Here is a 20,031-nt window from a genome sequence, read left to right as displayed (position 1 = left end):
GTCGCACTCCTGATGCGAATCGACCTCGTTGGACGAATCGACGTCCTGTTGGTCTCGTGGTCCGGTCATATCGTCCCCTGGGTTCTGTCAACCGCTCATCTTACAGCGATGTAATTTTCGCTGCTCCTGCAAAACGGCGAGCGGACGGGCGGTTAGTGCGGAAGGCGTTGAATGAGATTGGTCCAGGTGTCGACGAGGTCGTAATGCACGTGCTCTCGGCCCATAGCCGCGGTTCTCAAAGCGCAAGCCCAGGGCCTGATGGCGACGCGTGGGTGGAGAGGACGCTCGTCGCCGCGGCCGGTCAGCCCACGTTGGAGCGGCGTCGTCTCGGTAGCCGGGGCCGAGCTACCCGCGGTGCGACGGGTGGACCCGAGCCGCGGCGATCTGCTCCAGCTCGTCTATGGACAGCAGGTAGTCGTCCGGGTCGAACCCTCGGCTGCGGCTGTCCTTGATGCGGCGGTGCTGGGCCAGCATCCGCGTGTAGGTGTCGAGTACCCGGTGGTGGGAGTTCCCGTCGTCGTGGCGTTTCAGCTGCGGCTGCAGCTCGGCCCACCGGCCGTCGCTCATCAGGTGCTCGACGTAGCTGGCCATGTGGCCTTCGAGTCCGTCGTTGTGGTCGAAGCCGCGGAACTCCAGCTGGTATCTCAGCTCCTTGCTGGCGGTGGTTCCTTGCTGTTCCAGCCGTTTGATGCTGTAGGTGATCGCGCGGAACATGTCGAGGAGGTCCAGTACGCGGCCGCAGTCACGCTTTGATAGCTCGGTTCTGAATCCGGCGACTTCCCGCCAGTACTCCCCGGTGAAGCCCGACTCGATTACCCGCGCCCGCCTTAGCTGGTATTCCGCGTCCCCATCCTCGTCTTTGGCATCCTCGGGCAGAACGCGCGCGAGGATGCGGTGAAGCAGCGAGAGCGTCTGCCGGTCGGTGATCCGCATGGTTTCTGGTGCCGGCTCGTCGCCGTGCCGCACTGGCGGCTCGTACACGGGGACGATCGCCGCCATGACTAGATCGCGGACGTACTCGCTGACGGTAACTCCCTCAGCATCGGCCATTTCCTTGAGCTGATCGCGGATCCGGTCTTCGACTCGGATGTTCAAGACAGCCATGCCGCCTCCTCCGCGTTTGTGTATGACGAAGATCGTATCACTGTCATACAAAATTACGCACGATGTATCGGTGGCGGATCTCCTGGAGTAGATGGGGGCAACATGTGCGTAGTGGCGCGCGCGCCGGTATCTCCAGTCCAGAAACGAGACAGGGCTACATGCCTCGGGTTGCGGTCAGATAGCACCACGTCGCGGTGTCTCATTTCTTGTCTCACACGGGGTGTCTCATATCCTCGATGTCGGAGGGCAATGAGACGGTAGCGGTGTGACAGCGATTCTCGGGTACGCGCGGGTCAGCACGCTGGGTCAGGACCTCGATGCGCAGCTCGCCGCGCTCGCCGCCCAGGGCGTCGAATCCGGCCGAATTTTTGCCGACAAGCTGTCGGGTGCGGTGAACACCGTTCGGCCGGGCCTGGCGGCCCTGCTGCATTACGCCCGCGAGGGCGACATTGTGGTGGTCACCGCCATCGATCGGCTGGGTCGATCCGTCGCGGAAGTAACCCGCACCATCGCGGATTTGGGTGAGCGCCGAATTCTGTTGCGCGCCTTGCGTGAAGGCGTGGACACCGGCACACCAACAGGGCGCGCGGTGGCCACCATCATGGCGACGCTGGCTGAGCTGGAACTCGAACTCGGCCGTGAGCGTCGCGCCGCCTCGCGTGACTCGCGACGAGCCCGCCAACTACCGGCTACAAAGCCGGCCAAGCTGACCCCTGAACGTCAAGAGCAGCTGCGCCGGCTCGCCGGGACGGGCGAGCCCGTACACGAACTTGCTCAAGCGTTCGGGGTAAGCCGGGCGACGGCCTACCGCTACCTGGCGAAACTCAGTTTCCAGTCAGGAGTCGCGTGATGACCGCCGACGATTTGCACCCGTCCACTCACCTGCGGGCCGCAGCGTGGGTCCCCGATGACGTCGAGGATCGGCCGTGGGAGGAAGCCGTCGCCCTGGCCGCCGACTGGATTTGGGAACGCAGTCGCGAGGAGGATTTGGCGCCGCTGCTGGTGAGCAATGCGCAAAATGCGGCGAGCTTTGGTTATGCCGACCTCGACGAGATCATCCGAGCGGGCGGGCATGCCACACCGCAGAGCAGTAGCCGACCCGATCGCGGTCCTGTTCTGGCGTTCGTGCCAGACGAACGGTCGTTGCACTTTGCGATGGGCTTGGCTCGGGGTTACTCGCTTGCTGTCGTCGAGGGCTCCACTCCCTTGGCCGAATGGGCTGCTGGCGCGGCCGCGATCAACCTGCTGACCGGACAGGTCACAACGTCCCAAGTCGACGACGATGTCCGTAAAGACCTTGATTCCGTCATCTTCTACGGCGGGCGTAACGGCTGGACCGGAGCAGATGAGAAGGCTCAAATGCGGCGGTATCTGGGCGACCACATCAGCGGCGGCCGACTGACCCCTGATCAGGCCGCTGCGTATGCCCTGTCGTCTCAGTCGGTGTCAGACCGCGGAGCCAAGCGACTGCGCGAGCTACTCAACCGCAATCGGTGATCACCACGCGCAAGTGTGTCTAAACCGTCTTTTTAGACACACCCGCCGTCACCTGCACTGATTTGCCAAGTGTTATCTATAGGCAACAGAGCTGCGGAAAGTCGCCATTTCGAATGTGCCTGCGGCGGTGGCCGGGTGTCACTTGCTCGCGATAACGTCGTGTCATGACCATGAGGGACCGGCGGCGTCACCGCACCGGGATCACCGCCGCCACGGCGGCATTCGTGGTCGCAGTAGGTGCCGTGGTGACCAGCGGCCTGGCCCTCGCCCATCCGACCGTACCAGCCCGGCACACAGTGAACGTGGTCCCCTCGCCGCCACCCACCTACAGCAGCAGCGACACCCAGCCCGCCAAGGCGGCCGCCTGCACGGCGTGGGATCGAGCGGCGCGGTCGACGGCGCGGGCGAGCAAGTCCAGCGCCGAGGCGATAGAGCAGAGCTGGACAAGTCCGGAGAGCCTCGCCGCATTGGCCACGGAGAAACGTACCGGTGTGGCTGCGGTCTCGTATCTGCGTACGCAACTGTCTGACGCCACACCAGCTTCAACGGCAAAGCCTCTGCGTGCCTGGATGACAACGAGAATCGACATGCTGCACGCGCTCAACATGCGGCACTGGGACGAGGCCGCCCGTGAACTAAAACGCGGCAACGATCTGATCGATGCCATCACGTCCGAGTGCGGGTTGCGCTGATGCCTGCTGTCGGAGGGTCTGCGGGATCGTATGGGCGGCTGATCGTTACGCCAGACATGGAGCCACCGGACGCTGGGCATTGGGACGCCCAGGAGCAGACCTACCGGGTCGGTGCGACGACGTGGGACGGAATCCACCAGAAGATCGTCACTGACAACGCGGAGTTTCGCGATGCCGCGGATTCGCAGGGCTTCGACGAAGCCCACCGGGCGGGCGCAGTGTTGGCCGAGGAAGCCAAGACGATCGCTGAGTGGCACGACAAGTGCGCCAACAAGTGCGCCGATATCGCCACGGTGCTGCGCGATACACGCGCCGGTCAAGAGCAGCTCGTCCGCGAGGCAGACGCCAAGATCGCGAGCGCGAAGCTCCCAGGCGAAGCCGAAGCCCTGGTGACCCAGTACCACGGCATAGCCCGATACCAAACCGAGGCGGGAGTAACCGCCGCAATGGCCTCCCACACCGTCTTCAAGGCGAGCACCGAAAACACCAGGGCACTCGATCTTTTGACGAAGTGGGGCGATGCTCCTACCGCTCCACCAGTCCAGCCCGTCGACCACACGTCGCCGGGAATCGAACAGGACGAAAACCCCTACAGCGACACCGAAAAGCGGGAAGCTGGGGCCGACGCACCTAAGCCTGTGGACGACGCGCCGACCGATCCTGCAGGTACGTCAACCACGCAGCCTGGAGTTAGTCCCGGCAGCAAGTCGGCCGCTGGTGATGAGAGCATCAAGGCCGCGACCGGGCCGGTAACGCAGCCGACGCCTGGCGTGACTTCTTCACCAGCGGCCTCAGCGCTCGGCGGTGCCGGCATGCCGTCGATGGGCGGTATTGGTGGCGGCGGGATGGGTTCCGGTGGCGGAATTCCGAAGATGCCCGGCGGTCTGGGCAGTGGCGGCATGCCGGGGATGGGGTCTAACCCCAATACCGTTCAGTTAAGACTACATGGGTGTAGTTTGTTGGTATGCCTCGCGCGGGTTGGCGGAAGCCTGAATCGGATCGTCGGTTGTCGGATCTGGTGTCTGTGGGTGTCCTGACGAGGGTGTTCCCGCCGGCGATGGTTGATGAGGTGATCGAGGCGACGGGGCGTACTCAGGTGCGTCATCGTGCACTGCCGGCACGGGTGATGGCGTATTTCGCCATCGGCATGGGCCTGTACTCCGATGGCTCCTACGAGGATGTGTTATCCCAGCTCACGGATGGTTTAGCGTGGGCTTCCGGGTGGCGTGAGCAGTATCAGTTGCCGGGGAAGTCGGCCATTTTCCAGGCGCGGGAGCGATTGGGGTCCCAGCCGTTGGCTGCGTTGTTCGCGAGGGTCGCTCGTCCGTTGGGCGCGGCGGATACGCCGGGGACGTGGGTGGCCGGACGCAGGGTGGTCGCGATCGACGGGACGTGCCTGGATGTGGCGGATAGCCCGGTCAATGAGGAGTTCTTCGGGCGTCCGGGGGTGAACAAGGGTGAGAAGTCGGCGTTTCCGCAGGCGCGGTTGTTGGCGGTCGCCGAGTGCGGCACTCATGCGATCTTCGCGGCCACGATCGGCGCCTACCGCGACGCGGAGTCCACGATGGTCGAGCACGTGCTCGATGCACTGACACCGGAAATGCTCGTGCTGGCTGATCGTGGATTCTTCTCATACGCGTTGTGGCGTAACGCTTCCGATACCGGAGCCGATCTGCTGTGGCGCGTGAGCACCGGACGCAACGGCCCGACCCCCACTCACGTCGAGGATCTCGCCGACGGTTCGTGGCTGGCCCACCTGCGCGCGGCCAAGGACCGACACGGCGAGCCAATGCTGGCTCGCGTCATCGACTACACCGTCGACGACGGCCGCGACAACCCCGTGGCCTACCGGTTGCTCACCACGCTGACCGACCCGGACACCGCACCCGCGGTCGAGTTGGCGGCCGCGTACGCCCAGCGCTGGGAGATCGAGAGCGTCTTCGACGAACTCAAGACCCACCAGCGTGGGTCGAAGGTGGTGCTGCGGTCGAAGTCGCCCGACCTCGTCCTGCAGGAGATCTGGGGATACCTGTGCTGCCACTACGCGATTCGCTCGTTGATGAGCCAAGCCGCACACCACAGCGGACACGACCCGGACCGACTCAGCTTCACCGCCGCGTTGCGCGTCGTGCGCCAATCCGTCGCCCATCAGGGCGCTTTTTCCCCCTAACCGGCGCCGATCCGCCGACCCTCACTGGCAGGCGTTCCTCCGTCGCCTCCTCGACCGCATCAACCCGGCACGCCGCACACGGTCAGCTCCCCGCGTGATCAAACGCAAAATGCCCAAGTGGCATGTCAAAAGATCAGCGCACCAACACTGGCCACAACCCGAACACCCACCCAGCGTCACCGTCATCAGCCACTAACTGAACGGTATTGGGTCTAACCCGCTGAGTGGCGGTGTCGGTCAGATGCCCGGCGCAGCAAGTGGTTTGCCGAACCCAGGAGCCGTGCCAGGTGCGGGCAGCGCGTCGCCGTTGTCGTCGGCGTTCAACCAGGGAATGGCGACTACGGCGGGGATGGGCGGCGGAATACCGTCTGCACCACCTCCAGCCCCAGCGAGTCCGTCACCGGCCCTATCGGCCGGTGGTGGGCATGCGGCGCCCCCGGTGTCGGCGGCCCCCGGTGGGGGAGTCTCGCCGGCCGGGGCGCAGGCGGGCATGGTGTCCCCAGCCACCCCGGCGGCCGCCGCGCCTACCGGCGCGGGGATCGGCGGCGGTGGTGCGCCGATGATGCTGCCGCCGGGTTCGATGGGTCCCCCAGCAGGTGCGCCACCCCCGGCACCGACCGTGCCGGCGGGCACTGTCGGCTCGACAAGTGCCCCGGCAGCGCCCGCCCCGTCCGCAGCGAGTGCGGCTGCGGGCCCGACTCTGATTCCGGCCAGTGTGGTCGCTGCGGGTCAGACCGCAGCCGCACGGGAGCGCCGCGAGTCCGCAGACGCCGCGGCGGCCAAGGAGTTGGTCTGGAAGCTGCAGCACGCCGCGTACGTGGCGCTCAATCCCGCGGCGGGGTGGGCGGTCGGGGTGTTCCGGTCTCCGAGCGGCACCGAGACGGTCATCACCTCCAATGACGGGTCCAGCTACATCCCGGCGGGGGTGTTCGTTCCGCGCTCCGTGCGGGTGTTGGCCACAGATCCGTTGGTAGACGATTCTTTTCGGCAGAGGTGGTTTGGCTGGGGCGATCCGGCACGGGTCCTCGTTGAGTACGCCCAGCTGCGCGCCCAGTGGGGCTGGAAGCTGGTTGCAGCAGCCACCACGGCGGGGGTCAGCGTCTTGCGCGATGCCGGGGTGGAGCATCCGCCGTCGTGCTCGGGAGACACCAACCCGCTGCTACAACAAGGCGTCGATGTGCCCGCCCCGGTGCTCGACGACATGCACATTCATCGGCTAGCGGTGCTGTGGCCCGAGGTGTATCCGCGGCTGCTGCGCATCATGGACGCCGACCCTCTCTGTCAGGACCGGATTGTCTCGGCGGTGACCGCGGCGATGATCAACGCAGCAACGACCCAGGCTCAAGTCATCGATGGCGGTATCGACGAGGCGTTACGCCTGGTCTGGGCGGTCCGCGGGAGTGACCGCGAGCCAACCGTGCAGCAGTGGGCGGACTACGACAAGGCGGCCAAGGCGCTCAACGTCATGACCGCGATGCGCCGACCGGCTTTCGCCACCAATACCGGCGCGGTCGCCGATCCCAGCGACACGACCGAATTTCTGGCCGACTACCGGGCGCACTGGCTGGTTGCGCGTACCGCCGAACACATCGGCGGGTGGTCCAGGCGCCCGCTGCCGCTCCCCGATATGTGTTACGCCGCAGCCGCTACCGGCGACCCTGACCTGCGTGACATGATCGTCAAGGCCCTTGTCAGCGTTGAAGAGGACCTCCAATATGAGGCTCCTCGATGACGACTCCAGAGGGTGCGGACGGCGCGGCCTGGAGGGTCGAGCTGGAGCGCTGGCATGCCGAGCTGGCCAACACCATCGACCAAGCGTTTCTGTGGGCACGGGAGTTTCACGTGTCCACCGGGGACGGTCGCTGGGGCGCGACCTCGGCACCGCGGAGCTATCCGCTGCTCGGGTACGCCCACCGGCTGGAACAGATCGGCGCGACGCTGAAGATGGTGTGCGCGAACGCCTCTCTCGACCCGCCGGTCTTGAGTTGGGATCGCACCACGCTGCAAGCACCGCCGAAGATCGGGATACCTGGGCGCGACCCCGATTGGCGAGAGGCCGACTACATCGAGGGCGGCCAATATCTCCTGCACATCCGGCCAACCGCCCCTAATCCCGATATCGTTACTGCGCAACAGCATTGGCGCACTGCACTCGGGTTCGCCGCTCCGTCGGTGCTGGAACGCGATTTCGGGATACCGCAGCTCGCTACCTACGCGGAGCAGGCTCAAGGGCTGTTCGACATCGCCCATGACACGGTGCGTGCGGCGTTCCGTGACAGCGTGGCCGCCACCTACGGCCGGATATGGGCCACGTGGCCCACAAACGGTGAAAGTGCCCGACCGCTGATGATGTGGATGACAGAGCTTACTCAGTTCGGCTGTTCAGCCGAGGAGTGTGAAGCCGTGCTCCGCGATATCGAGGTGATCGATTCTCAGGCCGTCGCCATTTGCCGCGCGACTCTTACAACCTGGCTGCGGGACACAGCCTGACCGTTGGGGTTATGCGGCGGTGATGGCGATGTGGAGGCGTTTCCCGCAGGCTGCGGCGAGCCGTTCCAGGGCGTCGATACCGGGGATGCGTGCACCGTTCTCCCAGGCGGCGACGGCGGATTGGCTGGTGCTCATGGCGGCGGCGAGCTGGGTTTGGGTGAGGCCGGCCTCGGTGCGGGCGGCGTAGACCAGCTCGGCGAGGTCCATCGCCCGGCCGGCGTCGTGGTAGGCCTGCTCGTAGGTCTGGCGCTGCTCGTCGGTGAGGGCGGCCTGGCGCTGGGCGCGGGCGGTTCGATAATCGACCCCACCGCTGGCGGTGGCGACCTTCTTGGTGGCGACCTTCTTCGCAGCGGCGGGGGCTTTCTTGGCGGCCTTCTTCGGGGCAGCGGTCTTCTTCGCGGTGGCGGTCTTGACGGCCATGGTTGGGTTATCCCTTCTTGGTCTGGTGGCGGCGTAGCGCTTTGCGTGCGCGGGTGATCTCGTTGCGTTCGTTTTGGCGTTGTTTGCGGAAGGTGGTCAAGGTGACCAGCTGGCGGTCGGGGTCGGCGGTGTAGGTTATGCGTTGGTTGACCTGTCCGCAGCGAAACCGCAACTCCCACAGTTTCTCTGAGAGATAGCGGTTGTGCGGCATGCCCAGGGTGATGCCCTCGGCGGTGAGCCGGTCGAGGGCCTGATCGGCCTGGGCGAGTTCACTTTCAGACAGACCGGCATACCAGCGCTCCACTTCGCCGCTGAGCATGATCCGCCACTCACCCACGCCTCCACTATATCGATTCCGGTATATACCGTCAACGGTATATGCCGGGTGCGGTGGGTGTGCCCGTTAGTCGATGTCGAGGCCGTGTCCGCGGTCGCGGTCTCTGCCTCGATCGCGCGTGGGTCCGGTGGTGAGGGTTCTCCAGCTGCGGGCGGCGATGGCGCGGTGTTCGTCGGCGGCGGCGGCGAGTCTGGGATTGTCGATGCCCGCTGCGGGGCGGGTGTTTTCAGCCCAGGGGAGGGTGAGTCCGTCGAGGAGTCGTCGGGCGCTGCCGAGCTGTCCGTTGTCAACGAGTAGGAGGCGGCCGTGTGCGGGGACCAGGGCGGTGGCCACCGCTGCGAGGGCGTCGGGGTCGGCGGCGGCGTCCTCGACGACGATGACCGGTCCGCGCCGGGTGGGTTCGTGGATGGTGATCTGCTCGGCGAGGTGGTTGAGGCTGAGCCGGTCGGGCTGTGGTGTCGCGGTGATGCGGACGTGGTGGCGGTTGGCGTCGGTGGCCGCTGTGTGGATCGCTTCGGCGAGTTCGGGGGTGTAGCGCTCGGCCGCCACGGTGGCCACGACGTAGGGCAGCGACAGCGCGACCGCGGCGGGGTCGGTGCGTGGCCGCGCCAGGGGGAGCGGGTCAGCGTTGCGCCAGGAGGCGGCCAGAACCTCGACGAGCGCACGCTCAGCGGCAATGCTTGCGTGCAGGCCGTCGCCCTGGGCGGTGGCGTGGTCGACGACGGTCCGATCGGGTATGGCCGCAGTGCGGGACAACGCGTCGGCCAGCCGCCACCACAACGCCGCGGCGGGCATCTCATCGGGCAACGGTCCTCGCTGGGCCGCCGCGGTGATCGCATCGCTAATGTCGTTGCCGCGCGCGGCATTTGTGAGGTGGGCGGCCAGGGTGGGCCAGTAGGCGTCGGCGCGGATGCGGGGGTCGATCTGGTCGAGGAGGTCGTTGAAGCGGGTGGGGTCGGCGCTGTTGCGCTCGATGGCGTCGGTGCCGTGGCGTTGCAGCAGGTCTTGGATTGCGCGGGTGGCCACCGGGTATTGGGCTGGGCCGGTGAGGCGGGTGTCGGCGCCGTCGACCCCGGTGGCGGCTCGGAACACGGCGATTTCTGCGGCCAGGGCAGGGTTGGCCGTGACCAGGGGCTGTGCCCAGCTCGGCGCGGTATCGGGGGTCCACGCGCGGGCTTGTTCGCGGATCTGGTCGGCCAGGTCGCTGACGAGTTGTCCGCGGCGGCGCAGGTAGTCGCCCCATTGCGGGTCGCCGGCCAGACGGTCGGGGATGGCGGGCAGCCAGCGCAGCGGCCCGCAGTCGCGGCCGGCGGAACCGGTGGGGTCGATGCGGTAGTCCAGCACCGCGGCCGCGTCGGCGGCATCGTCGAGGCCGCCTCGAGCGTGGGCGGCGGCCAACAGTTCGCCGGGATCGGCACCGGAGAGCGCCCGGACGGCCAGGCGACGACGCAGTACCGGCCACGCTGCGCAGGTACTGAGATCGGTATGCACTGATTCAGCGATGGCGTCGAGACGGTCGCGGGCACCCGCGCCGAGCTGGTGCTCGGCCGCAGCGCCGAGAGCGTCGGTGAACATGTCGGCGGCTGCGGCCAGTCTGCGGGTCGGGTCGGCGGCCTGGCGGGCGGTGGTGGTGGCCGAGACCTGGCCGCCGCCGCGGGCCACGATCCGGGACAGGACGTCCACGGCGGTGTCGGGGTGGGTGGCCTTGGGGGCCAGGATGCGGTGCGGGTCGGTTTCGGCGGTCGAGAGGTACAGGTGGTTTTCGGCGCGGCCGCGGGTGAGGGCGACGTAGAGCTGTTGGCGGGTCAGGTGCTCAGCACCCACCACGTGGCAGCTGTACCCGGCGGTGGAGCCCTGGGCGCCGTTGATGGTGCTGGCATAGCCGAGGGTGACGTGTTCGGTGACGTAATCGGCCGGCAGGGTGATCTCATGCCCGGTGCCGCTATGGCGAGCCCGGAGCGCTCCGTCGCGGGCGACATCGAGGATGTCGAAGGTGTAGCCGTTGCGGACGTAATCAGTGCCCGACAGGGGCAGCCAGCGGGCGTTGTGGCGGGTGCGGATGACGTCTCCGACGCTGGCGCGGAGTTGGTCGGCGAGCACGGTTTCCCGACCCGGCCGCCAGTTCGGGTCAGCTTCAACGTGGGCAGCAATTCGTGCGGTGCGGGCGCGGGCGTTGAGGTCGTCGACGATCGCGTTGGTGGGTCCTAGGAGCAGGCTGTCGCGCCCGGCGTTGCGGTCGGCCAGCCACGCCGAAAACGCGGTGTCCGCGGCGGTTTGTTCGGTACCGACGTGGATGCGCCCGGAGTCGATGTAGAAGCCGATCCCGGCCGGATCGCCGCCGCGCAGCGCCAGCGACGCCGCGGCCTCGGCGCGGGAGTGAAACCGCACGACTTCCGAAAGCGTCAGCGCACCGGTCTCTGTGGCGATGTCGCGCAACACCCCGCCAGCGGAAATCGACGCCAATTGGCAGTCATCAGCCACCAGCCGCACACTCGCGCCCTTGCGCTGCGCGTCAGCGATCATCGCGTCCAGACCCGCGGTGGACGCCATGCCGGCCTCATCGACGATGATCAACGTGTCCGGTCCGATGTCGGTGAACCACTGCGGTGTTCCGAATGTCGCAGCGTTGTCCGGATCAGCGCAGTGGACGTACTTGTCGAGGGTGTCGGTGGTCGCGCCCAGATCCTCCCCGAGCACGATCGCCGCGGCCGCGGTCGGGGCCAAACCGAGGACATGTCCGCCCGAGCTGCGCCACGCATGCGCCAGCGCGGCCATGGCCGTGGTCTTGCCCGCCCCGGCGGGCGCCAGCGCCAATGCGACGCGGCGTCCGCTGGTGGCCATCTGCTCGACGAGCGCGGCCTGACCGAGGTTGAGTGGCTTGCCGCGGGCGGCCGAATCTGACAGCGCGAGATCGACCTCGGACGCCGTCGCCATACGACCGTCGCGGCGTGCGACAGCGGCCAGGATGCGCTCCTCGGCAGCGAGCACGTCGCGGCTGGTGTAGGTCGCCACGCCGTGGCGGCTGTAGACGCTCGAACCGTCGCGACGACGCAATGCGACAGGCTCGCCCAACTCGCCGTCCTCGACGCGGGCGTGGGGCACCGAGAACGCCTCGGAAAGTGCGGTGTCGGTGAGCCGTTCGACAAGCCCCGCCACGTGTGCGACGCCTTCGGCGCGGACCATCCGCAGGGCCTCGGCGCGCACGTGGTGGGCCTGCCACGTCGCGCGTGTTTCGGCCACGGTGGCGACGAGTGCGACAGCACGCGACGCCACCCATTCCGCGGTGATTTCCGGCGTCTTCTGGGCGCGACGCGGGGCCAAAACTGTGGCCAGCATGCGGTTCAATCCATCGTGTCCGAGGACTTCAATAGCTTGGTTGCGCCAGGTGGCGCGCTGCTCTGCGAACGAGCGCGGTTCGTGCTTGGCTTCACGCGACTCCAGCGTCGCTTGTTGAGCCAATGCGAGGGATTCGATGGTGGTGGGTTCGCGGCCGTGATCGTGCTGGAACTGCTTGGCCAGCTCGGCGGTGCGGGCCTTGATCGCGATACCGCGACTCGACCACCGCATCATCAATTCCACTGACATCCCGACGATCTCGCGCACGGGTCGTTTACCGCGTCCACGGGACGCCTCGGCGAAGTCCACACCGAGGCGGTCGATGGTGTGAACTTCCATGCGGGTGTTGTACATCTCCGAAGCCGCCACGATGACTCGGTGCAGCGGTTGTCCATCCAGCGCGAGCCAGCGGCGCACCCCATTTTGATCGAGGTAAGACACCTTGTTGGCGATCGCTACATGGGTGTGTAGATCGGGGTCCCCGGCACGCGAATCGCGATGGGTGAACACCGCCGCGATGAGCCCTTCGGTGTCGACCTGTGCGACACCGTTGGTGCCGGTACGGGTGAAGGCGGCTTTGTCTTGCAGCCACTCCAACACGTCGGCCACCGCGGCCTCGTGAGCGGCCTCGATCTGCTCGGCTATCTCCGGCGGGGCAATCGCCCACAGCGCCGAAATCGACTTCACCGGAGAGAACGTCAAGTCATAGCCGGCCACCGCTGTAGTGCGTGCCCTGGTGGCCCGCGCAACGAACCCTGACAGCTCCCGATCATCGGCCGGGTCGCGGCCAAATTGCTCGGCGAACATCTCCCGGGCCACCTGTGTACGGATGCCTGCCCGCACGTCATCGTCGATGGTGGCGTTGCCCGCCAGACCGGCCTCGATGTTGTGAGCGCGGAACGCTTTTCCGACACGACGGGTGAACTCCGACGACGGCTCCTCCTGCGCAGGATATTTGCGGCCTAACTGGCCAGCCGCGGTTGCGGGTTGAACGCCCAACCGCGGGGACAGATGGCCATAAATCTTGTCGGCGTTGGGGTGCCAACCCAACCCAAACAAGGCCTTCATTTGCGCCTCAGTGACCACGGATCCGCCTTCGACGGCCCACACGTTTTGACGCACTTCGTCGCTGACCTCACGGGCTCCGGTGTCGGCCAACGCAGCCAGGCCGCGGCCCATCCAGCGGCCCGGCGATTCGCCCTTAGCCGAGTAATAGTCAGCGAGGCTGGAGCGGCCCCGTTCGGTGCTGTCGGCGGCCGCGACTTGGCGCACCAGGTACAGGTAACCGTCCCCGGCGGTCAGCTTGTGCATCGACATCACCGCCGAGCGCACCCCTCGGTCTGCATGCGCCCGAAAGTACGGAGCCAGCCGCGGAAAAAGCCACCACCACAGCCATCTTCGAAATCGCCGTTACCAAACCGTGACCTTCATGCAAGAGGTGTGTGGGCTTTCTGTGGGTCGTGGAAGGGGCCTGTGAGGGGGTGAGCTGAGTGGGCGGTGCGGCGGCGGTGCGGGGACGGGCTGCACGGATGGTGAGCGGAGCGCGGTGGTGCGGTAGGGGCGGCGAACGAAAAAACTGGTGGGTGGCGAATGTGGCTGTGGTGGTGGCACGTCGGGCCCGGCCGGTTTTATTGTCCCGGTCATGACAGCAGCAGGAACGTCCAAGTTGGAAGCCCGGCGACGGGCCGTGGAAGCGACCCGGCGCGCCAACGAAGCGTGCGCTGCGCGGGATAAGGCGAACATCGACGACGCCACGAACTTTCTATACGAGGTCGGCAACGTCGCCGAGGTCGAGGTTTGGAAGAAGGAGCGTATGGCCCAGCTGCGCGAGCAAGTCGACGCCGAAGCTGCGAAGCGAGTCGCTACCCACCGGGCGAAGGCCGGCGCGGCGATTGCACGCATGCAGGGCCGTGGTGAGACGCTGACCACGATCGCCGCACGGACAGACGTCGGGATCGGAATGGTGCGGACCATTCTGCGGCACGCTCCGAAAGTCGAGAAGTCCACGCCCAGCAACGGTTCGCATGCAGTTGTCGGCGGCGATGGGGTCGCATAGTCAGCAGCGAACCCCAGCGGTGTCGCTCCCGACAATCTCTGGGCAGACTCGGCGTGACGGCGGAGATGCCGGGCGGCGCTGTGCCGAGAGTCTGGAGCATAGTGGCGCGACCAGGCCGCGGTGCACGGGTAGCACGGTGCTCAGCTGCCCGCTGTCGAGCGCACCGACACGCGACAAGGAGCCGCGCTGTCGGCGGTCAGCTCTTGGTCCGACGTAGCCGGCCCGAGTGGGCAGCGTCCGCCACTGCGGCCGCGGCGTGTGTCGGTGCCCGGTTCTGGGGTCGAAGGTTACGAAGAGCGCGGGCCTACTGAGTGCGATCGGCAGCTGCATGCCGCCGAGATTGCGCGCTTCCAAATTCACGTCGTCTGCGGGCCAAAAGCCTTCGGACTGCGACATATGGCCCGTGCGGTCGGGAAGGACGGCTACGACCGGTTCTACCTCACGCGCGACGGCGTGGGGTTCTGGGTGCGTCCGTATCGCTCCGCGTCGGCGATCGCAGGTCGCAGGGTGGCAGCGGGGGGACTGGCTTACATGAGTGCGACAACCCGGTATGCGTGAAGTGCATGGCCGACACGGATGTTCGACAGCACGTCGTTTCCGGCACAGTCGCGATGTGCGGCGCGGACCTTCGGTGGCGCTGCGTATGCGGTACGGCACGGCTGGAATGCTGCAGCGGTGCACGCGGCGCAGCTTGGCGACCAGCCCACGCTGTGGTGAGCACTGCGTCTCGCTGAGGTGCTCGAACGCGGTGTCGGCAGTGGGCCCCGGGGCCGGGGCCCACGCGGGGGGTGGCGCGCCGTGTCGCAATGCCCGAGCCGAGGAGCTGGAACGGGCTGAGCAAGGGCCCCGCTGCAGCGTTCAGCGGTGGTGAGCTCATACAGGCCGGTGTGACGTGTAGCGCGTGCCCGGTTGAAGCCAGGAGGAGCCCGGTATTCGGTCCTTGCGACCGACCCGGGCTCTTTGCTTTGAACAGCGTTGCCCGCGGCTGAAAGCCCACCTTCCTTCTTGGCAGCTGCACGACGACGAGCGACCGCGACCCGAGAAGCCGCGTACGACGCTTTTGGGTTGGGCCGCCAGTAGCCCCTCGTTCTATGCCGAGGTTTGTCGGCTCGACCTGGGACAATGGCGCCAGCACGGCCGCGACCGCTTGCCTGGAAAAAAACTTTCTCCGGGTTTCAGGGGTCCGCGGTACGTGCGGACTTAAGAGGAAGCGACAACCGTAGGGATCGGTTGTCTCTTTCTCGCCTCCTGGAGATGTAGCCATGGATCGACCGGCCCGCCGCCCCGGCCCGCCCGTTGATGCCGCGCGCTTACAACAGGACATCCAGGCCGACATCCAGCACATCGACGATGGCGTAGTCAGTGCCTGGCTCGACGGCCCTGATCTCACCGCCGAACTCGCTGACGAACTGGAACGAATCCGGCGTCTTCAAGCAGACGAGGAGCTGCTGTTGGCCCTGCAGTTGCACCAGTTCACCGGCCGGCTGTGGGAGCGGTTTTCCCGCGAGCTGTCCCGTTACGGCCTCGGGGTGCTGCGCGCCTGGATCCGCCACGGCACCATCTACGGCAAGGCCAAGGCGCTGACCGGCTACGGGCTGGGCCGCATCGAGGGCTGGCCCGACGATCAGACCATCGACGACATCGCCACCGACACCGTGGTCGCCGCGCTGATCTACTTCCGCGACAAGGTGCTGATGACCCACCGCTGGCAATCCTCGGGAGGCGCGTCGCTGGGCACCTTCTTCATCGGCCAGTGCCTCTATCAGTTCGCCAACATCTACCGCAGCGCCCTGCGGGCCGAGAAAGAGCGAATCCAGGAGGCCACCACGCCGATGGCCGAGCTGCCCGAAGACCGGTTCGACATCATCAAGGGCATCGAGGAGACCATCGTCGCCAACGACACGGTGGCCGAGGCGATGGCGCTGCTGAGCACCGACCGGGCACGCCGAGCCCTGTTCATGCAGGAGCACGGCTTCACCCAGCGCGAGATCGCCGACGAGCTGGGCCTGCCCGACGCCAAGCGCGTGGAAAACCTCCTCGGCTATCAACTCCGCCAACTCCGAAAGAGGACGTCGTGACCACCATCAAGCACCTCACCGCACTCATCAACGCCAGCTCGTTGGGCACCCGCACCGCGCGGGCAGCACGCAGGTCGGTGACCGCCGCCGAAGGCGACGCACTGGCCCGGCGTGCGGCTGAGGGCGGCCATGGGCACGACGACTCACAGGAATTCAGGGGTCGAGCCGCCCAGCGCACTTATAGACCGGTATCCGGCTCAACACCGGGCCGGAAAACACGAAAGGACAAAACAATGGCCAAGGGACATCACCGCAGCGCAGCCACCGGTCGCTACGTCAAGGCGTCCACCGCGGCGCGCAACCCCAAGACCACGGTCACCGAACGGGGCTCCAACCGCAGCAGTGGAACTCATCACCGCAGCGCCATCACCGGCAAGTTCGTGAAGGGCTCCACGGCCGCACGTCACCCCAACACCACGGTCACCGAACGCGGTTGATTATCAACCGAATTCGGCGGTGTCCCCTCGGCTGGACAGGCGGGCTGAGGGGACACCAGACCGACCACTTCTGAGAGGCAATCCGATGATCCGTACCACCGTTGAAGCCCTGGGCGGCGCGCAAGCTGTCCCCAGTGAGCTGATCCCGGCCCGCGAACTGCACCAGCACCTGATAAATCAGGTGGCCACCAGCGCAGGCAACGTCATCCTGGCCGATACGGCCAGCAAGCCCGCGGCCGTCGTCATGTCCATCCAGCGCTATCAGCAGCTGCTCGATGAGCTGAACTCGCTGCGCGGCAACAACTCCAACGACACCTGACAAGGGAGGGCATCGCGTGTTGACCGACGACGACGTGCTGACACTGGATCGACGAGCCCGTGAGGTCGGCCGCCACATTGGCTGGGATCTGCAGTTCGTCGTCGCGGGCAATCCCGAGTTCGTCGGCCTGGTGGTTGGCGGCGGGGCTGATCAGGCTGAGCAGATCGTCGTCCTGGGGCCCAGCCGCATAGCCGATCTCGCCGTCCATGAGATTGATCTTGCGCTCGACGCGCTCCAGCGCGGCGATCCGCACATCGTGCTCGACGAAGACGGCGACCCCCGCCTGATCTGAATGCGGCTCGTCCTTCGCGGGCAAATTCTCAACCCTCGCGGGAGGGGCGTCCGTCCCACGTGGCCAGCTCCGTCTCGGGTAGTGGGTCGTCGAAGTCATCTGAGACCGCAAGGTCGGGCAGCTGACCGAAACGGCGCGGGGGAGCGGGGGACAGAGGCAGCGTCGACTCGGTGTCACCGCACTCGCTCGTCACGTCTCCAGGATAGGGAAGTCGGAACATCTGGCGTAGGAACTGGGCAGCCCGCTCTCCCAGCCAGGCGATACGCCCAGGATGCTTGCTTCCCTGCTGGCGCATCTAACTGCGAGTACAGTGAATGAGGTGCCGTTAGTGCGCCCAAAATCCGGTTAGCGCGCCGACACGCCCACCAGTGAGACGTCCTCTCCGTTGCCCTACCTCGACAGGTAAGATTGCCGCACAGATGCAGTGGCTCGACTGTGCCCACATCCAGTCGCTACCGCGAAATCTTCCTCCCGCCCCTGCTGGCGGGGTCCACCGAACAACTGGCGTACACAGCCAGTTCCGTATGTCGTCCAGTCATCCAAATGTAGTGCTGGACTGATCTTTTCATGGTTTTACCATGAAAGGGCGCGCTTATTTGCGCGTTGAAGTCGGGGTCTTCCCGGCTTTTTTTGTGCCCGGCCATCGGTCGGGCACTTTTCTGTTGGTACACCTCGCAAGGAGGTCAATGTGGTCGTCTCGGACGCGTGGAATCTGGTCTGGATTCTGCTTGTACTGGTGATGGTCAACCGGGCGGTGTTCTGCCGGCGCGATGAGCCGATGGAGCGCATCATCGCCTTCCTGAAGGGGCTGACCGAGTTAGTCGGCGCTGCCGCGGTCGCGCTTCGCGAGTGGCGGCGTTAGCCCTCTTCTGATGAGCACTCTTGTCACCGGGAGAATCCTGCCGATGCCGCCGTAACCGCCTGCGCGCCGGGCGGCCACCGTCAGCGGCCCCCGCATGCGCACACCACGCTGGCTTTCGCCTCGCAGACGTCGAATCTCGATTTCGACGCGCGAGGCTTTTTCATGCCCGCACTCGGATTGGGATATATGCCTAGCATGCGGGCGATCTGGGCGCGGGGATGCCAGGCCTGCTCATCGAGAGGCTTGGGCGGCCGCGATGGTATCGACCGTATGGACTGGGTAGGAGTGATCAACTTTTGTCCCCTTTCGATGTGGCAGCGCGACGGTCGGTGCGGAGGCGCCCCAATCCGGGTAGGAAGCGACCAACAGTGGCGGTGTAGCGGTCATAGGGTTCGCCGTGGATGCGGTGCAGGTGGGGCTCCTCGATGCGGCGCACTTGGGTTTCGATCCCAACGAGGGCAAGGACCCAGCCGATGAGTGCGACGAGGTTGGGGACCATGAGTGTCAGGCCGAGGATCGTGACTAGCACCGCGGTGAAGATGGGGTTGCGCACCCAACCGAACGGGCCGCTGGTGACCAGTGCGGTGCGTTCACTTTGGTCGACCCCGATCCGCCAGGACGCGCCCAACGCCATCTGCGCACCGAAGGCGGCCAGGATGCCCAGAACCGCCAGGACCACGCCGAGCACGTGAATGGGAGGGTGCTGCAGCACGCTCACCGGCGCTAGCCCCAGCCAGTGCGCCAAGGGGCCGCCGACACCCACCATGAGGTAGCCGACGTCGGTGGCGGTGAGTGCCGACCAGCCCAGCGAGCCGCGCGGTGACAGTGTGCGCCGGTTGCCGCTGTCACCGGTGCGGTGCCGTTGGATGAGGGTGCGCAGCGCCCCGGCGAGCAGCATCATGACCACGAACAGGGTCAGCGCGGCCGCGGCCATCATCGCCCACCGTCCGCAGCGAGTGGCTTGGCGGCGACGCCGAGCAGGTAGTCGCCTTGGATGCGGGTCACCGATCCGAGAATGACCAGCCCGTGCCGGCCCAACTCGTCGAGGAAGTCCTCGGCGGTGAACCGGTCATCGGTGGGGTGGTCGAACAATAGCCGGTAGGTGGGGCGGCTCAGGGCGTGGGCGGTGACTTCTTCGAAGTAGAACCGCCCGCCGGGGATGAGCACTCTGGCGGCTTCGGCGACCGCAGCGCGCCAGTCGGGGATGTGATGGATGATCCCGAAGTCGAACACCGCGTCGTAGCTGCCATCATCGGCGTTGAGCGCCTCACGCAGATCGGTGGCGCTCCCGGTAGCCAGGTGTACCCGGTCGCCGTAGGGGGCGAGCCGGGTTCGTGCCCGCTCGATCATCGCCGGGTCCAGATCGACCGCGTCGATCCGCGCGGCGCCGAAGCGCTGCAGCACCAGCTGCGAGCCGTAGCCCGACCCACAGCCAATTTCGAGGGCGCCGCTGCCCGGGGGAAGCCGACCCCCGAAGCGCAGCAGCACCGGCACCTCATAGAGGCGCTGCAGCCAGCGCCGAGGTGGCGAGTTGATCAGAGCTGTTTCTGCCCGGTTCATCAACACCGCAACTCCTTCCACTCAGTAGCGGTTGCCACAGCGTCCGAATGATCGCCCTTCGTCGGTGGCATCGCCGTTTAACGATCTATGGAAGACGCTATCATCGTTTAGTGACGATGAATAGGCTTGGCGGTAATGCAGCTGCCGGTCCGCGCTGGGGCGGCGCGGCGCGGCTGCGGCCGGGTTGCTGGCCTTCACCGGATCGATCGGCCCCACTGACACCCATGCCCACCATGCCGTTCAGATCATCACCGCAACAACGGCGTTCACGGTGCTCGACGAGCACGGCGCGCGGACACTGCGGCACGGAGGTGGTCGTGCCCGCCAACGCGACACACCGGATCGAGGTCGGCTCGGAGTCCGACCTCACTTCGAAATATC

Annotated in this window: 19 protein-coding genes and 1 pseudogene; 13 read left to right on the top strand and 7 right to left on the bottom strand. The window is 66.5% G+C overall.

Annotated features, from left to right (window positions below):
* Window positions 1-345: 345 nt before the first annotated feature.
* On the bottom strand, window positions 346-1,104 hold the full coding sequence (locus G6N31_RS06985; RefSeq protein WP_011780466.1) for a YfbU family protein: 759 nt from the start codon (window positions 1,102-1,104) through the stop codon (window positions 346-348).
* A 265-nt stretch (window positions 1,105-1,369) separates the two neighbouring features.
* Between G6N31_RS06985 and G6N31_RS06980 the strand changes: the two genes are divergently transcribed.
* The 7 genes and pseudogenes from G6N31_RS06980 (at window position 1,370) to G6N31_RS06950 (ending at window position 7,953) form a co-directional block, all read left to right on the top strand.
* Window positions 1,370-1,954: a recombinase family protein gene (locus G6N31_RS06980; protein WP_011780465.1), complete on the top strand. Its 585-nt coding sequence runs from the start codon at window positions 1,370-1,372 to the stop codon at window positions 1,952-1,954.
* Window positions 1,954-2,601, top strand: coding sequence for a hypothetical protein (locus tag G6N31_RS06975; RefSeq protein ID WP_011780464.1), 648 nt, complete (start codon window positions 1,954-1,956; stop codon window positions 2,599-2,601). Before G6N31_RS06980 ends, G6N31_RS06975 begins: the two co-directional genes overlap by 1 nt.
* Before the next feature lie 164 nt (window positions 2,602-2,765).
* A complete protein-coding gene (locus G6N31_RS06970) occupies window positions 2,766-3,293 on the top strand; it encodes a hypothetical protein (protein ID WP_011780463.1) in 528 nt (175 codons plus the stop codon).
* A pseudogene (locus G6N31_RS06965) lies at window positions 3,293-4,216 on the top strand (hypothetical protein); the annotation flags it as partial. The gene G6N31_RS06970 and the pseudogene G6N31_RS06965, both read left to right, overlap by 1 nt.
* 41 nt (window positions 4,217-4,257) lie before the next feature.
* Window positions 4,258-5,463 (top strand): IS4-like element ISMfl1 family transposase, encoded by a 1,206-nt coding sequence (locus G6N31_RS06960; RefSeq protein WP_011891513.1) that lies wholly within the window; start codon window positions 4,258-4,260, stop codon window positions 5,461-5,463.
* A gap of 490 nt (window positions 5,464-5,953) precedes the next feature.
* Window positions 5,954-7,195, top strand: coding sequence for an EspK C-terminal domain-containing protein (locus G6N31_RS06955; RefSeq protein ID WP_234815424.1), 1,242 nt, complete (start codon window positions 5,954-5,956; stop codon window positions 7,193-7,195).
* Window positions 7,196-7,305: 110 nt separating this feature from the next.
* Entirely contained in the window at window positions 7,306-7,953 is a 648-nt protein-coding gene (locus tag G6N31_RS06950) for a hypothetical protein (protein ID WP_234815425.1), read from the top strand.
* Window positions 7,954-7,962: 9 nt separating this feature from the next.
* On the opposite strand, the gene G6N31_RS06945 is transcribed toward G6N31_RS06950, so the two are convergent.
* From G6N31_RS06945 to mobF, 3 genes are all read right to left on the bottom strand, one after another.
* Entirely contained in the window at window positions 7,963-8,373 is a 411-nt protein-coding gene (locus G6N31_RS06945) for a type II toxin-antitoxin system RelB family anti-toxin (protein ID WP_011780460.1), read from the bottom strand.
* A 7-nt stretch (window positions 8,374-8,380) separates the two neighbouring features.
* Window positions 8,381-8,710: a type II toxin-antitoxin system RelE/ParE family toxin gene (locus G6N31_RS06940; protein ID WP_109790847.1), complete on the bottom strand. Its 330-nt coding sequence runs from the start codon at window positions 8,708-8,710 to the stop codon at window positions 8,381-8,383.
* Between the two features lie 66 nt (window positions 8,711-8,776).
* Window positions 8,777-13,363: a MobF family relaxase gene (gene mobF, locus G6N31_RS06935; protein ID WP_179964275.1), complete on the bottom strand. Its 4,587-nt coding sequence runs from the start codon at window positions 13,361-13,363 to the stop codon at window positions 8,777-8,779.
* A 325-nt stretch (window positions 13,364-13,688) separates the two neighbouring features.
* On the opposite strand from mobF, the gene G6N31_RS06930 reads away from it, so the two are divergent.
* The 5 genes from G6N31_RS06930 (at window position 13,689) to G6N31_RS06910 (ending at window position 17,228) form a co-directional block, all read left to right on the top strand.
* Complete coding sequence (locus G6N31_RS06930) at window positions 13,689-14,102, top strand: hypothetical protein (RefSeq protein WP_049778119.1); 414 nt, start codon at window positions 13,689-13,691, stop codon at window positions 14,100-14,102.
* Window positions 14,103-15,364: 1,262 nt separating this feature from the next.
* Window positions 15,365-16,180: a sigma-70 RNA polymerase sigma factor region 4 domain-containing protein gene (locus G6N31_RS06925; protein WP_098004946.1), complete on the top strand. Its 816-nt coding sequence runs from the start codon at window positions 15,365-15,367 to the stop codon at window positions 16,178-16,180.
* Window positions 16,177-16,617 (top strand): hypothetical protein, encoded by a 441-nt coding sequence (locus G6N31_RS27140; RefSeq protein WP_011780455.1) that lies wholly within the window; start codon window positions 16,177-16,179, stop codon window positions 16,615-16,617. Before G6N31_RS06925 ends, G6N31_RS27140 begins: the two co-directional genes overlap by 4 nt.
* Before the next feature lie 85 nt (window positions 16,618-16,702).
* A complete protein-coding gene (locus G6N31_RS06915) occupies window positions 16,703-16,936 on the top strand; it encodes a hypothetical protein (RefSeq protein WP_011780454.1) in 234 nt (77 codons plus the stop codon).
* 16 nt (window positions 16,937-16,952) lie between these two features.
* On the top strand, window positions 16,953-17,228 hold the full coding sequence (locus G6N31_RS06910; RefSeq protein WP_011780453.1) for a hypothetical protein: 276 nt from the start codon (window positions 16,953-16,955) through the stop codon (window positions 17,226-17,228).
* A gap of 28 nt (window positions 17,229-17,256) precedes the next feature.
* Here G6N31_RS06910 and G6N31_RS06905 read toward each other — a convergent pair whose 3' ends face one another.
* Entirely contained in the window at window positions 17,257-17,421 is a 165-nt protein-coding gene (locus G6N31_RS06905) for a hypothetical protein (protein ID WP_234815426.1), read from the bottom strand.
* A 495-nt stretch (window positions 17,422-17,916) separates the two neighbouring features.
* On the opposite strand from G6N31_RS06905, the gene G6N31_RS26990 reads away from it, so the two are divergent.
* Window positions 17,917-18,090, top strand: coding sequence for a hypothetical protein (locus G6N31_RS26990; RefSeq protein WP_011780451.1), 174 nt, complete (start codon window positions 17,917-17,919; stop codon window positions 18,088-18,090).
* A gap of 289 nt (window positions 18,091-18,379) precedes the next feature.
* On the opposite strand, the gene G6N31_RS06900 is transcribed toward G6N31_RS26990, so the two are convergent.
* Both G6N31_RS06900 and G6N31_RS06895 read right to left on the bottom strand, forming a co-directional pair.
* Window positions 18,380-19,027 (bottom strand): methyltransferase family protein, encoded by a 648-nt coding sequence (locus G6N31_RS06900; protein ID WP_011780450.1) that lies wholly within the window; start codon window positions 19,025-19,027, stop codon window positions 18,380-18,382.
* Window positions 19,024-19,650 (bottom strand): class I SAM-dependent methyltransferase, encoded by a 627-nt coding sequence (locus tag G6N31_RS06895; RefSeq protein WP_011780449.1) that lies wholly within the window; start codon window positions 19,648-19,650, stop codon window positions 19,024-19,026. Before G6N31_RS06895 ends, G6N31_RS06900 begins: the two co-directional genes overlap by 4 nt.
* Window positions 19,651-20,031: the final 381 nt, after the last annotated feature.

The sequence above is a fragment of the Mycolicibacterium duvalii genome (assembly GCF_010726645.1).
Taxonomy (GTDB): domain Bacteria; phylum Actinomycetota; class Actinomycetes; order Mycobacteriales; family Mycobacteriaceae; genus Mycobacterium; species Mycobacterium duvalii.
The sequence above is the reverse complement of the archived record's forward strand: the minus strand, read 5'-3'. Positions and strand labels throughout refer to the sequence as shown.